Origin of the sequence: Alkalihalobacillus alcalophilus ATCC 27647 = CGMCC 1.3604 (genome assembly GCF_000292245.2) — a bacterium.
GTDB classification, from domain to species: Bacteria; Bacillota; Bacilli; order Bacillales; family Bacillaceae_D; genus Alkalihalobacillus; species Alkalihalobacillus alcalophilus.
The window spans coordinates 54818-69404 of sequence record NZ_ALPT02000011.1; the positions used below are offsets into that span (position 1 = coordinate 54818).

The following is a 14587-nucleotide window of genomic DNA, read 5'->3' on the forward strand; positions in this document are numbered from 1 at the left end:
GTCAATATTTCTTTAATAAATATCGTAATGGAATAATAGACACGATGACGATTAATAAAGCGGCTGGTGCTGCCATATGATAAATCGCTTCACTCGCTTCCACCCAAATCCTAACAGCTAACGTGTCAAAACCTGGTGGCCTTAATAATAATGTTGCTGGTAATTCTTTAATGCTACTAACAAAAACTAATGCTCCACCAGCCAAAATACCTGGCAAAATCGATGGAATAATGACTTTAATTAACACTTTCCATGGCGGATGCCCTAGACTCCTTGCCGCTTCGTCCATTCGTGGTGATAATAGACTCAATGAGGCATCTGTTGATTGCATAGCTTGCGGTAAGAAACGAATTACAAAAGCAAAAGCAATCAAATAATAGGTATTATAAAGAACTGGTATATGATTATTAAATATAAAAATAATCCCTAGTGCCACAATTACTCCTGGAAGAGCATAACCTGCATAACTAATTTTTTCAATAAAATAAGAAACTCTAGATGGATATCTGGATCGTAAATAAACGACTGGTAAAGCCATAATCATACAAATAATTGCAGCTAATCCTGAAACTTTGATGCTATTCCAAGCATACATCCAAAAATTCGCATTTAATGCCCCTTCTTGAATTCCTAAGACAGACCAGTATATAAGCACACCAATTGGTAAAACAACTGAGATTATAAATATAAACCAGACAAACAATGTAGCGAACCATTTCCATTTTCCAAGTGGAAGATTATCGGTCTCTTTAAAAGAATTACTTGATTGATGATAAGATTGTTTCTTTTTTGACTTTGCTTCAATCCAGAGAATAATTAATGTCAAACCGATTAAAACAACGCTTAAAACAGTCGCTGACACATTATCGTAACTCCCCATTTGATAGTAGATCGCAGCGGTAAATGTTGTATACCTCATCATCGCAATTGCCCCAAAATCAGACAAAACATATAAAGCGATCAGAATAGCTCCCGCTCCTATAGCCGGTCTTAAAAAGGGCAGATTAACTTTCCAAAAAACTTGCCATGTTGATAATCCTTGCGACCGTGCAACCTCTTCAAAGTTACGGTTCATCTTTCTGATAGACGCACTTGCAATCAGGAAAACGTATGGGTATGTAAATAGAGTTAACACTAAAAAGATGCCCGTAAATGAATAAATATTAAAAGAATATTCACCAATAAGATTTACTAACCAATCATGTGACTCCCATTCCCGTGCAACCCAACCTCTAGGGCCAAAGACAATAATATACGTTACAGCTCCAACATACGGGGGAATAACAAGAGGTAAAGCTAAGAGCCATTGCCACATTTTCCTGCCTGGTAAAGAAGTTCGATTAACAAGCCATGCTAAGGCCACTCCAATAACGACAGCGGCAAATGTTACACTTACCGTCAAACTTAATGTATTCCAAATTAATCGTGGAATCCTCGAATCTAATAAGCTTATCCAACGATCGGCCCCTGCAAATAATGACATCCCAATTACATAAAGGACCGGAATCGCCATCATAATAGCCGTTACGACGGCAAACATAAATAGAATGCCTCCAGGTTTGCTCCCTTTTTTCCCTAATACAAACTCTTTAATTGAAAAACGGCGAGAGGATGGAGATAAAATATCCCCATCCTTAGTTTCTTGCTTATGTTGTTTATCATTGTTTTCATGATGACTCATCTTGATACAACTCCTACTCGCCTTATCTTTATTATAGATCTAAATCCAGACCAGATTCCTCGATTAAATTACGTGTATCTTCCCATACTTCCCCTAAGTCACGTAAAGGCATATCATGTGTTTTATAATCAGAAATCGTCGCTGCACCTTCAATTGCTTCAACATTAGGATTAATTGGTACTTCTAAAGATTCATAAGAGAATTCACGTTGATTCTCTTCTTCAAGAATCCAATCTAAAAATACTTCAGCACTCTTTGCATTTGGAGCTCCTTGAACTAAACCTACTCCTGCTGCATTTACTACCGCACCCATTTCTCCTTCACCTTGGTCTGGGTAAATAACACCAACATTATTATCAGTTGGCTCTTGTAGTTGTTGGTGGAAGTAATAGTTATTTACTAAACCAAACTTAAACTCTCCAGCTCCAACGGCACGACGGATATCTCCATGGCCTTGTAAAATCGCACCAGCATTTTCTTGAACGGCGCTGATCCAGTCTTTTGTTTTCTCATCGCCCCACTCATTACGAAGCGCAGAAACATGTCCTATCATCGCACCATTTCCACCACGTGTAATTGCGAAATCTCCTGACCATTCAGGGTTAGTTAATTCTTCAATTGTTTTTGGCATTTCTTCTTCTGTAATCAAGTCTTTATTATACATTAACACACGTGTACGAGCAGATAATGCAAACCAAGAGTTATCCTCGGCACGGTAAATTTCTTCGATTGATTCAATATTTTCTGGGTTTGAACCTTCAAGTAACCCTTCTAATCTTAAATTTTCTAATGCCCCAATATCATTAGAGATAAAGATATCCGCTTGAACGTTGCTAGCTTCTCCTTTAATACGATTTACAGCATTATCACCGGCATGAAGAGCTTGTACTTCAATTCCCGTTTCTTCTGTAAATTTCTCTAACAATGAATTAACAAAATTTTCATTTCTAGAAGAATAAACAACCAATTCTCCTGTATCCTCTGCAACAACCTCTTCATTTGCATCAGATTCTGTTCCTTCTGATGAAGCGTTGTCATTGCCTTCACTGCTGTCTTCGTTTCCGCACGCAACTAAAGCAAAAATAAATAATACGATAATAGATAGTAATACTAGCTTGTTTTTCTTAAACACTAAATGGCACCTCCGAAAAGTTTAAAATCCTATTGATAATGATTATCATTATCAATGACTTCTTTAATATACCTAGTTTTTCGAAGTATGTCAACAACATTTTGAAAATAGTTTACATCATACTATAAAAATATACTCTTTATAGTGGGCTTGAGAAAAGCCCCTTCTACGTAGGGACTTTCTCTTCTTTATGCCTCCACCAATGCTACCGATTCAGGTTTGATATTAAAAGAAATATTTGCATCAAGCTCAATTTCTTGTTCTACAGGTGCATATAAAATCATCGTTTCATTTAAAGCGCTCTCATTGCCTAACACCACTTCTAGCTCCTGATATTCGCCGCTATAAGTCACTTTACTGACTCTACCAGAATAATAACCATCCTCTACTAATAAACATCCTTCTGGACGAATCGAAATCTGCACATTATCAATAACTTCTGACAATTGATTAGATAATGAAATACGTCCAATATATGTATCTACATGTTTCATATCTGGACAGATTTTCCCTTGTAACAAATTCGTTTTCCCTAAAAATTGAGCGACAAAACAATTTTTAGGACAGCGGTACATTTCTCGTGGTGAAGCGATTTGTTGAATGATTCCTTGATTCATGACAACGACTCGATCGGATACAGCAAATGCATCTTTTTGATCGTGAGTAACGATAATAGCTGTCGTGTTCGCTTTTCTTAATATAGCCGTAACATCGTATCGCATTTTTTCCCGAAGTCCAGCATCTAAATTACTAAAAGGCTCATCCATTAAAACTACATGCGGCTTTGGAGCAAGTGCTCTAGCTAATGCGACTCGTTGTTGTTGCCCACCCGATAATTCACTTGGATAACGTTTCGCATATTCTAGTAGACCAACTAACTCTAAAACTTCTTTTACCCTTTGTTTTTTCTCGAAAATTTTCCATTTATTTAAACCAAAAGCTACATTTTTTTCAATCGTCAAGTGCGGAAATAATGCGTAATCTTGAAAGACCATTCCAATTCCACGCTTTTCTGGTGGGATATTTTCTTTGTTGTTATAAACATATTGACCATTAATTAAAATCGCTCCATGTGAGGGAATTTCAAATCCTGCAATCATTCTTAGCATCGTCGTTTTTCCACAGCCACTTGGACCTAGTAAAGTTATAATTTCACCTTGCTCAATAGCAAGATTGACTTCGTTTACAGCAAGTTGATTCCCATTAGGAAATTGCTTACTTATATTCTGAAGGTGGATAAAGCTCATGTTGTCGTTCCCCCTCATCCAATTTATTAGCATTGATAATGAATATCATTCTGAATAATAATTGTAACATGTAAACAAAAAAAGGGTCAATGATCTCTATCGCAATAATTAGTCTCATCATGAATAATTTGTACTAAATTATAGATTTTTGATATAGCTCAAACTATAAACTTATCGTTAAAACAACATAAAAAAGCCCCCTTCTCATTAATATGTTTCCAAAATGAGAGAGAACTTAGAGAATGCTCAACAAGTCTTGATTTGTCTCACGGAGAATGGGAGCAGAAAAAGCGTTAAGCTGATAAATGTATTTAGGTTTTGCTTCAATTATTAATTCTTTTTCTACTACTGAGGCTTCTTTTAGTTCACCTAGCCTTGTTGAAATAATCTTTGGTGTGGCCGTTTGAAGAAGCTGCTTGATTTCATTAAATTGGGTATAGTGATTTGAGATCGCCACTAAAATTGGCCAATTCCACATTTTGGTCGCTAAGACACCACACCCAAGCCTTTCTTCTGCTTCTGTAAGAATAAGTGCCACTTCTTTCATAAAACGACCTTTATCAGTCAGTCGATATTCAGGTAATAATGGATGATGGCGCTCATTAGGTGAAATGTATTGAATCAGGTTAGCTTCTGACATCAACTTCAGATTATTACTTAGTCTTGAGGGAGAGATTTGCAACTGGTTTTTTAAAGGAGTAAACCTACCACCAGTTTTCTCAAGATGAAGTAAAATTGGAATTGTCCATCTTCCAGAGAGCTCTTTCGTGATGTGCACCAGATAAGCAGCTTGCTCCATTATATCCCCATTAATGTTTGTGACAACTCAAGATTATGGCCATCTGGATCCTTAAAGGTCGTTAGTTTAACCAAGCCAGGAATCGTCGTAATCTCACTCGTAAACTCGATCCCTTTTTGGCTAAGCGCTTTCACTGCTGCCTCGATATCCTCAACCTCAAACACAACCGAAGCCTTAGTAGAGATAACCTCTACTGCCTCCGAAAAACCGATAAAACAATCCTTTGTATTTGTTTGCACGCACGCCATACCATTATCCTTATCCTGAAAATCCAACACAAACCCTAATTGCTCTGTATAAAATTGAATCGTTCGCTCCATATTACTAACGTTATACCAAACCGTAAATCCAGACTTAAACATTGAATCACTCCTTACACCTTTGATACCGAAATTATACGAAGTATATATACGGTAGTAAATGATAAGTCAGAAAATTTAAACTTAATCTAAACAAAAAAGAACGACCCATTTCAGCCGCCTTTTTAAACAATCATTTTATTTACTTTTCCATTCTTAAGTAGTAGTTGTATTCCTCAATTTTTTGATTTTCCGGCAATAAACAGCTTTCAAATTGCTTAAATAGACTTTGAATCTCAGGTTCGATATTAATTTTGCTTAATCCTTCTTTATAATTTTCTTCACTTACATACTTTGAAAATTCCATCCATTTTGTTTTATCAGTTGTGCATTGTAAATACATAACTTCACAGTTTAAATGCTTCTTATATAGTTCAACAGCTCGATTTTGAATATTGAAATACTGTTCTACTTTATCTTCTTGAATAAAGAATTCATAGACTTTTACATACAACACTTTCAACCCCATTCCTTTAATTATGTCTAATATGGCTATTCGCCTTCAGTTTAATCCCTTTTTGGTTTAAAAAATGATCAATCTCCCTAAAGTGATGTAAATCATGTTCAATCAAGCCCTTGAAATATTGGTTAATTTTTAATCGACTGTTCCCTAATACCATTTCATCTTCCCATCGATTCGTTGGAATGTTATTCAATTCAAGCAATAAATTTCTTCGAGTGTTAACAAAGTCCTTTATCGTCGCTTCTTTTTTTGGTTCCTTGCTTTGAAGGAAGACTTATCATTCATTTGATTGACATTAGGGCCCTTTGGAAAGTCTTCATCACTAAAAAAGTAAGGAATTCTCCTCTTTAAGACAAAATCGTCCCATGGTATGAAATGACCGATTATTTCAGCAACAGACCATTTTCCATCCTGAATACATAACCTCCATTGATTATCTGTTAATTCATTTAATGATTCTACAAAAGAAATGGAATCATTATAATGTTTGAGAATTTCTTTTTTTATCTTCTCCATAAATTCACTCGCCTTCTTCGTAATTATCTATTAAAATTGTATACATTCTTTACTTAACAATCTACTAAATCATGAAAGGAATTTATTTAGATGAAAACAATTCAGAATTCTGTTGTTCAATTAATTCCAATTGGTATAGAACATGTTGAAGACATTTTCCAAGCTGCACATGACCCTAAAATTTGGAAACATATGTCTGTTGATTTAATGGAAAAAGAGAATGTTACCCAATATGTAAACGATGCCTTACAAAGAAAAGGAAAAGACTTTGCCTTTGTGATTGTGAACCATTCAAGTAAAGAAATCATTGGTGTAACCTGGTTCCTCGATTACTCTGCTGCCAATAAAAGTGTCGAGATTGGCTCTACATGGTTAAATCCAACCTATTGGCGCTCAACTATTAATACGAATTGCAAATACTTATTATTGAAATACTGTTTTGAAGAACTAAAATTAAATCGGGTACAAATCAAAACAGGCCATGAGAATATCCGCTCCCAAAAAGCAATTGAACGAATCGGAGCAACAAAAGAGGGCATTCTTAGAAATCACATGATCCGAAAAGAAGGAAAAATCCGCCATACTGTAATGTACAGCATCATTATAGAAGAATGGGGAGAGATTAAACGACATTTTGAAGAGAATTTATTGAAGGATTAATTGAATTTATTATTTATGATAGAACCCAACTTGTAAAGTTATTTATGCTGGGTTCTATCAATTACACTTTATGTAGAAACGGAAAAGAAGAATTATGTACATATTTGGCACCGTTTTTTATCTTCACTCCAACTTCTTCAAAAATTTCTCTTGCCAAGGTCCTCTCTAAAATTTCTTTTGTGTTTCCTTCCACATCAACCTTTCCTCCAATTAATGCAAGCAATCCACCCGCATGCTCTTCTTGTTTACTTCTTTCAATAATAAGCCACTTACCGTCTTTTCTAATCGCTCCTTCAACATTAACAATGAACATTTGCAAATTCCTCCTCTAGTAAAAATAAAAGTCGCTCAATAGCCCATGTAACTTTGAACCCTAGCGACTCACCCAATTCGGAATATGCTTGCCAAAATACAAACCGATTTTCTCTACTTCCTTCATTACAATATTGATCCCTTCTTCTGATAAAAACCAGTTTTCCTTTGTTATCCCTGTCCTATCGATGATCGGAGAAATCATAAATTCCGTTTGTTTTGGAAAAACGGTTTGATATGTTAATAAAACACGCCGCGAGTGGGTTGCTTTGCACACTAGTATAACTTTTTTGGGCTCTATTCCACTCATACGTAATACTTCTAGTGAGAAACGAGCATTTTCAAAAGTATGAAGAGCTTTATCTTCTTTCAAAATCACTTCTTCAGGGATCCCGTTCTCAAGAGCAATTCCTTTTAAAAACGCCCATTCCGTCGTTTCTACTTGCCGGTTGCCCTCTCCTCCTGATGGTAGGATATATGGCGAAAGACCTCTTTTATATAATTCAACCGCTCTTTCCATTAAGGAGGCTTGACTTGCCCCTGGAATTAAAATGATATCTGCTTGTGCTATTTTCGTTTCAACAAAAATTAAATCCGTTAAACAATCAAAAGGATTTCCCAATATCTATTCTCCTTTTAAATCTATTAACCAAATCAAATTGCTCAATTGGTCATAAACAATAACGAAATAGTACATTTTTGCCCAAGCCAGTTCAAGTAAATCAATAAATTTCCTTCTTTCTACATCCTATTTAAAATTAGTCTTACAAGCTTTGTGTTATAGAGTATTGCACTAAATTGTGTAGAAATCATGAAGAGGGTTTATGAAATTATTTTTAAGAAAGCTAATTGCTTAATTTCTTATGACAACAAAATGAATGGCTCCTAACCTTAGTAAGGAACCACTTATTTAGTTACCTTTACTTTCTCCTAGCTTCTTTTACGGTAAACCAAAATCCTATTAAAGAGCTTAGCCAGACTAATGTAATAGTAATGATGAAGGGTGCTTGTAGCCAATTAGGTGAATCTGGGTTGTGTACAAAAATAAAATAAGCTGTATGCAAAATTACCATATGGTAAAAGACATGTACAGTTTGTTGAACATGTTTCCAAGCTTTTAATCCCAATACCTTTTTACTTATCGTGTTTGAAGTTAATAGTAAGATAAGAACATATACCAACGCTACAATCCCCAATAAATTACCTAAAGCAAACCCAGGATGCAATACCCAATCCCCTGCAAATGGACTAAAAACGAAAAAGAACCGGAATACTTCCCATTGAACCCAGCCATCAAGGATAATCAATACGTGAACAATTGCAGTAATACCTGTCCATATCCCAAGTTCTCTCCTCCAAACTAGCCATTTTCTAATTGTTTTGAATACTTTAGAAAGGGATCCTAGAAGCAAAATTACACTTAATAATAGTAATGATACATCTGCAAATGCTCTGTTCCAAGCATGCATTGGATCCCAGAGTTCTCTACTTTGAAAAAATAGATAAGCTAATATAAGAGAAAATCCCCCTATAACTATTTGTCTATAAGTACTATTTTTCATCGCACACCTCCTCAATCTACTGTAGGAGTATACCCTGCATGTTTGTAGAATGTATGAAGATGGCATAGAAGAAAAAATTGTTGATAAGCATAAAAACGAGGACTGCCATATCCGGCGTCAGCGACAATATACTCAGGTAATTCAAAGACCCGATCAGCAATGGTCTCTAAAAAAGGGATCAGCGTGCGAGTATCAGTTGGGTTTGGGAAGAGATCATAAGCGAGCGTAAATTGATTTTCGGTGGCGATTTGAACATTGTACCCTGGTTTGAGCTGGCCATTCTTCATATAGTCGTCTTTCATCCGCATAAACGTGGCATCGACATCTGTTTTGGAATAACTGTTTCGCTCGCCAAAAAGCCGCTGATCTTGATCTTACTTACGCTTGCGTTGCACAATAATCATCAAATTTTTTGCGAGATTGTTTAGGGCCTTTTCGTGCAGAACGTAACGATTTACTAATTATTAATCTCTTCATCTGTTTCTAGCTATTAAACTTAAAATACATAACCAAAAGAATTTTTTGAACACTCAGGCTCACCATTTATTTTTAATAATAAGCCCCATTGCTTTGGAAGTTCATAAGACTTTTCAAAAAACCTTTTTCATTTAACGAATTATAGCACTTATTCATCTCTTTCAAGACCATCAACTTTTCTAGATGTTGGTGGTCTCTATATCTATACTACTACTAATATTTTTAACGAATCTGTTTACTTCCATGTTTTTTACAAAATCCCACATATTTCTTAACAGTAATGTAAAAAACAGCTTCGAGCGTTCGGGTTAATGGTATCCTCAAGTTCATTTTTCCAAATGGGTAAATTTGGTCACCTCCTAGTCTTATTTTTCATGTTAGTTTAATAGAGAGTCACTTACTTCTAGGAGCTTTTTACAAATGAAAAAATTAATAATTACTATCTACCTGTAATAAAAAGCGAAAAAGGGATAAATGACTGTTTGCCTCATTTACCCCTTACTGTTTCATTGATTAACCTTTTTAATTCTTTATATTTCCTTCCTCTGCCAATACTTCCCACGTTTTCCCAAAGTCCTTTGTCTCATAAATACTTTGTTTCATTGATCCGAGTACTAACATTTGATCATCTGTTGGATGGTTACTAATATACATAATGTAATCATCGTCTACCCTAAAATACAGAGATGCCCATGTTTCTCCAAAGTCTTCACTAAAATACAAGCCTTCCTTTTCTCCAAAGAGATAGGCTACTAAATCTTCTGAATCAGAATCAAGAGTTTGGAAAGAACTTGCGCTAAGATTACTTTCTTTTAAAGCCCACGTTTGACCACCGTCAGATGATTCATACAGTCCTGTCTCAGTTCCTGCTAGTAAGTAATCAGGAGATTGCGGATGAGACGTTAATGAAAGAACCGAAGCTACAGGTCCTGGTAATCCTGTAGTATCAACCATCTCCCAATCATATCCTCCATTTTTTGAACGATATAGGTTTGAGTTGTACACATCAATTCCATACATGAATTCTTGGTTTCCTTCATTTACATGTAGAAGATGAAAATCAACTTCCTTATATAGTGCAATTGGTTCCCATGTTTCCCCAGAATCATTACTAATAATGACCCCTAATGGATCAACATAGTCAGATCGAACACCAGGATGTCCACTTGAGATCATCACGTCCTCATCTATAATTGTATAACCCATGAAATCATGCTGATGTTCTGGCTCACCAACTAATTCCCAGCTGTCTTCATTTAAATTAATTAAGCCCATATGTGTAGCTAGAAAAATACTCTCGTCATGTTGTGAATATTCTAATCCATGAATATGCATAAACGAGTCGATCTGATTTGTGTCATTTGAGCATGCTAATATAACAAATAGAGATAGAGCAATCATACTAGCCATTAATCCTTTTTTCATTGAAATAATCCCCTTTAAACGTGTTTTCTTTTTGTTGGAAATTTGCTCACTATATCGTTAAAACCTTCTACGATAGAGTGACAACTTTTATTTTAACATGTTCTTTCTCTTTACAAATTCTTCTTCTGAGATTTCACTGGCTGCGTACCGTTCCTCCAAAATGGCATAGGGAGACTTCGCTTTACTTTCCAAACGAAACAAAAGCCTTAGTATTAAATAAATGATTAAAAGCAGAGCAAGTGCAACAAATCCCATTTTTAAGATATACGACATCATTTCAGCTGAATCTCCAAACATACGATCTCCTCCTTTAAAAACCCATAAAACCATTAAAAATATTATTTACTAAATAAGAGGTAATTCTAGTCATCCAATCAAAATATAAAAATACACCAAATATAATCATTAAAATTCCACTAAATTTCATAATAAGATTTGTATATTTTTTAATCCAATTCATTCTTCCAATAAGCAGCATAAAAAAGAAACGTTATAAGAGACCATACTTCTTTTGGATCCCAACCCCAAAATCGTGTCCAAGCGATTTGAGCCCAAATCATGGCAAATATTAATCCACCTAAAGCGAAAACTGGAAAACCAATAATAATCGATCTGTAACTAACTTCTTCAAAAAGTTTTACCTCATTTAATTTCCAATTCTTTATTTTAAAGTGCTTGACATATTACCACTAGGCTTTAAACCTACAATAGTTAAGAGTATAAAGAGAAATTGTGAAGGAATCATGGAGAAATGCTAAATTGGAAAATCTGTCACATCCTATTCATATAATCACTATGACATAAAAAATGAGCCCCTTAATATTAAGAGGACCCATTATCATGAGTGTTGATTAACCAATAAAATCAAAAAAAAGAATACAAAAAGGACACCCATCTTGTAGAATGAAGTTTGCCGACCACAAACTCAAGAAGAGGTGTCCCATGGACAAGAATACCATATTCCCGAATTTGCTTCAAAAGATTGTTTTAGAAGAAGAACTAGGAGGCATACAACGTGCCATTCTCTATCAAGATACAGCACACAAACTCAACGTTCTCACTCTTATCAAATACTTAATCTGTGCATCGATGAATGTGTGGAAGAGCTACCGACACTGCACTGATGCGGGCGAGCAATATGGATTACCGCAGATTAACCATTCCACTCTTTCAAAAAAGGCAAGTGAGATAGACTACAACATGATGAAAAATCTGTTTCACTTAATCGTTTTCAAGTGTAATTTGCTGACGCGGCGAGCGATGAATCTGTCAAAGGTGAAGGACATCCTGATTGTGGACTCGACTAGGATTACGGTTGGGAAGACACGTCTTCCTTGGGCGGTTTATCATAGCGAACGTTCAGGAATTAAACTGAACGTTAATGTTAATGACTGAGCGTCTTCTTTTAATTAGCCAATAAGATAAGGGAACCAGATAATCTTTCATCAGGTTCAATTGTGAATTTCTCATTATCTTCCGGAGGCAAAAAGTGATAGTGAAACCCTGTATCGTCAGTTAAAATGATTCCTTTTCTGTTTCGGTTAGATAAATCCGATGAATAGTTATGTCCATTAATAAAGTCACATCAACCGTAATAAACTCCTCATCAAAATGAATCGTATCTACCGTTAGATTGACCCCATTTGTTGGTTCATTATCACTTACTGTATCTTCCTCACTACTTTTTGCAATTACTGATTCACTTTCCGCTTCTTCTGTTAATTCGGTACCTTCCGTTTCAGTCCCTTCATTACCATTCGTTTCTAATTGTTCATCATATGCTTCTTCATCCAGTTTATTAGTTGGCGGTTCACTTGCACTCGGACTTTGACAAGCCACCAGCACCATACTTATAAACATAATACTAAACAAACCTAAAACCTTTTTCATATGTACGCCCCCATTTTTTTCGTAATTTAAATGAATATTGTTACAAAGATAACTTTTGTCAAAAAGTGCTACAAACCATTTTATAATACGTCAGCAACTATACTAAACAACCAAAATTAGAAAAAAACAGGATAATATATAGAGTATTTTTCAAGCGAATGAGTCCTTAGTTAAAAAATACCCTTTTTAAAAATAACTCAACTTAAAAAGCATCAACCTTTTGATCAGTTGATGCTCCTTTTCACGTCCAATTCATTTACCTGCTCATATATTTTTTAAATATCTATATTGTGATTCATGAAGTTTTTTAATGGCTTCTTTTAGCAAATAGATTTGGTCATTAATCATTGTGATATATGGACAGGAAGGGTCGTGGGCCGTTGCTTTAGCTTTTACTTTTTCCAGAAATATGATGTCTCGTCGAAAAAGCGTAACCTCATATGGGTGCAACATAATATAACCTCCATTTTAAAAATCGTGCTTAATGTTTTATTCCCAAATCCATGTTGTTCAAAACCAAAAAGCGGGCCTATTTTACTACTAATTTTTTCTTTAATTTTTTTTCATATGATGTTTTATTTGCATCCAACCATGAATATAATAAAAACATATGGGCATAAAAATCAAACTTTCCAAAGCGATAGTTGCTATTAAGGATATTCACCTAAGCGAATTTTACATCATCCTACGTAATTAGACCTATTAAGTTCATTTAAAAACGATAACTATTACTTTTTTACAAAAAAGATAATTTCTTTCAACATACCATTTAATCCAAATTATACAATTTTTTACCAATTCTATAAAAAAGGAGGAATTATAATGCTTGGTGAAGTAGCTGTTATGCTTGCAGGTGCATTTTTAATTTTTATTTTATTATTTATTGCCATCGCTGTTACCCTTTACTTATTATTAGCGTTCGGTTTAAAACGCCTTTCAGAGAGGGAAGGGCTTGCTAACTCTTGGATGGCCTTTGTTCCACTTTTAAACCTCTATTTAATGGGATTAATCGCTGAAAGGCAATCCACTCAATCATGGAAGCAGCACATACCACTTGCTTATCCTGGGCTTGTCGTAGGATCAATCATATTAGACTTTATTCCCGTTATTGGCTTTCTGCTTTCAATCGCATCATTGGTCTTTGGTATTTATGTGATGTTCTTACTTTATGAAAGATATAGTAGTCAGGCGATACCGTTTACCATATTTAGTGTCATCACGCTGGGGATCCTTTTCCCTATTCTCATTTTTATTCTACGAAACAACGAAAAACTGACAGATGCTGATATTAAAAAGATCGATGGACCTGATCCGCTTAATAAATATTAATAATTTTGGGTATAGCTACTTTTCGCTATACCCAAAATTATATATGTATCTTTAATCTCCTCCAAAAGCTTAAGTTATGATCTTTTGAAAAACTTGTATAGCTGTATCTTGAATAAGCAAAATTGAACTACTCGCCACTTAGCTAACGCTTGAAGTGGGAGATTCTTGGGAACAGAGCGTACTTGCCAGCCGATTTCTTTGCCGACAGAGGTTTCTCTTATGGACCAAGCTATCCCCGTCGATTCCTACGGTTCTGGATGTTGTTTTAAGCCGTGTGGAAGGTTCTTACCCCTTCAGCTAGAATATTTTGGCTGGCATTGATATCTCGATCGTGATGTTTATCGCAAATAGGACACGTCCAATCCCTTATTTCAAGAGATTTCTTGCCCTCTTGATGTCCACATTCGGAACAGATTTGACTAGATGGATACCACCTGCTTATTTTCACAATGGTTTTCCCGTACCATTTCGCTTTGTATTCTAATTTCGATACAAAGGCAGACCATGATACATCCGAGATGGATTTAGCTAACTTATGATTACGTAACATTCCTTTGGTGTTCAAATCTTCGATACAGACAATATCGTGGTTTTTGATGAGGTCTGTACTTAGTTTGTGAAGGAAATCGTCACGTTGGTTTCTGACTCTTTCGTGCAATCTAGCGACTTTACGTTTTTGCTTCTGATAGTTTTTGGCATCAAATAGATGAATACCCTAATTTTTAGCCTGTAACG

15 protein-coding genes and 4 pseudogenes are annotated in these 14587 nt (G+C 35.3%); 3 read left to right on the plus strand and 16 right to left on the minus strand.

Annotated features, from left to right (window positions below; translation table 11 throughout):
* Window position 1: 1 nt before the first annotated feature.
* The 7 genes from BALCAV_RS04550 to BALCAV_RS21065 all read right to left on the minus strand — a co-directional run bounded on the left by BALCAV_RS04550 (window position 2) and on the right by BALCAV_RS21065 (window position 6197).
* Entirely contained in the window at window positions 2–1681 is a 1680-nt protein-coding gene (locus BALCAV_RS04550; RefSeq protein WP_003323740.1) for an ABC transporter permease, read from the minus strand.
* Between the two features lie 31 nt (window positions 1682–1712).
* Window positions 1713–2813: an extracellular solute-binding protein gene (locus BALCAV_RS04555; RefSeq protein WP_003323739.1), complete on the minus strand. Its 1101-nt coding sequence runs from the start codon at window positions 2811–2813 to the stop codon at window positions 1713–1715.
* 188 nt (window positions 2814–3001) lie between these two features.
* Window positions 3002–4060, minus strand: a complete 1059-nt coding sequence (locus BALCAV_RS04560; protein WP_003323738.1) for an ABC transporter ATP-binding protein — start codon at window positions 4058–4060, stop codon at window positions 3002–3004.
* Between the two features lie 235 nt (window positions 4061–4295).
* Window positions 4296–4859 (minus strand): winged helix-turn-helix transcriptional regulator, encoded by a 564-nt coding sequence (locus BALCAV_RS04565; RefSeq protein WP_003323737.1) that lies wholly within the window; start codon window positions 4857–4859, stop codon window positions 4296–4298.
* On the minus strand, window positions 4859–5221 hold the full coding sequence (locus BALCAV_RS04570; RefSeq protein ID WP_003323736.1) for a VOC family protein: 363 nt from the start codon (window positions 5219–5221) through the stop codon (window positions 4859–4861). The genes BALCAV_RS04565 and BALCAV_RS04570 overlap by 1 nt, the downstream gene beginning before the upstream one ends.
* Window positions 5222–5360: 139 nt before the next feature.
* Complete coding sequence (locus BALCAV_RS04575; RefSeq protein WP_136445941.1) at window positions 5361–5675, minus strand: hypothetical protein; 315 nt, start codon at window positions 5673–5675, stop codon at window positions 5361–5363.
* Between the two features lie 237 nt (window positions 5676–5912).
* The gene (locus BALCAV_RS21065) at window positions 5913–6197 is read right to left on the minus strand and encodes a DinB family protein (RefSeq protein ID WP_052044338.1); all 285 of its coding nucleotides are present in this window, start codon (window positions 6195–6197) and stop codon (window positions 5913–5915) included.
* A 90-nt stretch (window positions 6198–6287) separates the two neighbouring features.
* Here BALCAV_RS21065 and BALCAV_RS04585 point away from each other — a divergent pair, with 90 nt between their 5' ends.
* Window positions 6288–6857 carry a GNAT family N-acetyltransferase gene (locus BALCAV_RS04585; RefSeq protein ID WP_003323732.1) on the plus strand — a complete coding sequence of 190 codons (570 nt, stop codon included), beginning with the start codon at window positions 6288–6290 and terminating at the stop codon, window positions 6855–6857.
* 82 nt (window positions 6858–6939) lie between these two features.
* On the opposite strand, the pseudogene BALCAV_RS04590 reads toward BALCAV_RS04585, so the two are convergent.
* The 7 genes and pseudogenes from BALCAV_RS04590 to ccsA all read right to left on the minus strand — a co-directional run.
* Window positions 6940–7170, minus strand: a pseudogene (locus BALCAV_RS04590) (NUDIX hydrolase); the annotation flags it as partial.
* Window positions 7171–7230: 60 nt separating this feature from the next.
* Complete coding sequence (locus tag BALCAV_RS04595) at window positions 7231–7791, minus strand: YdcF family protein (protein ID WP_003323730.1); 561 nt, start codon at window positions 7789–7791, stop codon at window positions 7231–7233.
* A gap of 298 nt (window positions 7792–8089) precedes the next feature.
* Window positions 8090–8731, minus strand: coding sequence for a ferric reductase-like transmembrane domain-containing protein (locus BALCAV_RS04600; RefSeq protein ID WP_040323589.1), 642 nt, complete (start codon window positions 8729–8731; stop codon window positions 8090–8092).
* A gap of 83 nt (window positions 8732–8814) precedes the next feature.
* Window positions 8815–9084, minus strand: a pseudogene (locus BALCAV_RS21515) (transposase); the annotation flags it as partial.
* A 646-nt stretch (window positions 9085–9730) separates the two neighbouring features.
* Complete coding sequence (locus BALCAV_RS04610) at window positions 9731–10633, minus strand: F510_1955 family glycosylhydrolase (protein ID WP_040323591.1); 903 nt, start codon at window positions 10631–10633, stop codon at window positions 9731–9733.
* Window positions 10634–10720: 87 nt separating this feature from the next.
* The gene (locus tag BALCAV_RS04615) at window positions 10721–10930 is read right to left on the minus strand and encodes an SHOCT domain-containing protein (protein WP_003321611.1); all 210 of its coding nucleotides are present in this window, start codon (window positions 10928–10930) and stop codon (window positions 10721–10723) included.
* A 170-nt stretch (window positions 10931–11100) separates the two neighbouring features.
* Window positions 11101–11268, minus strand: a pseudogene (ccsA, locus tag BALCAV_RS21520) (cytochrome c biogenesis protein CcsA); the annotation flags it as partial.
* 307 nt (window positions 11269–11575) lie between these two features.
* Between ccsA and BALCAV_RS04620 the strand changes: the two are divergent.
* Window positions 11576–12028 carry a hypothetical protein gene (locus BALCAV_RS04620; RefSeq protein ID WP_040323612.1) on the plus strand — a complete coding sequence of 151 codons (453 nt, stop codon included), beginning with the start codon at window positions 11576–11578 and terminating at the stop codon, window positions 12026–12028.
* A 120-nt stretch (window positions 12029–12148) separates the two neighbouring features.
* Here BALCAV_RS04620 and BALCAV_RS04625 read toward each other — a convergent pair whose 3' ends face one another.
* Window positions 12149–12523: a hypothetical protein gene (locus tag BALCAV_RS04625; protein WP_003322827.1), complete on the minus strand. Its 375-nt coding sequence runs from the start codon at window positions 12521–12523 to the stop codon at window positions 12149–12151.
* Window positions 12524–13345: 822 nt separating this feature from the next.
* Here BALCAV_RS04625 and BALCAV_RS04635 point away from each other — a divergent pair.
* Entirely contained in the window at window positions 13346–13852 is a 507-nt protein-coding gene (locus BALCAV_RS04635) for a DUF5684 domain-containing protein (protein ID WP_003322830.1), read from the plus strand.
* A gap of 265 nt (window positions 13853–14117) precedes the next feature.
* Here BALCAV_RS04635 and BALCAV_RS21525 read toward each other — a convergent pair.
* A pseudogene (locus tag BALCAV_RS21525) lies at window positions 14118–14567 on the minus strand (RNA-guided endonuclease TnpB family protein); the annotation flags it as partial.
* Between the last annotated feature and the right edge of the window lie 20 nt (window positions 14568–14587).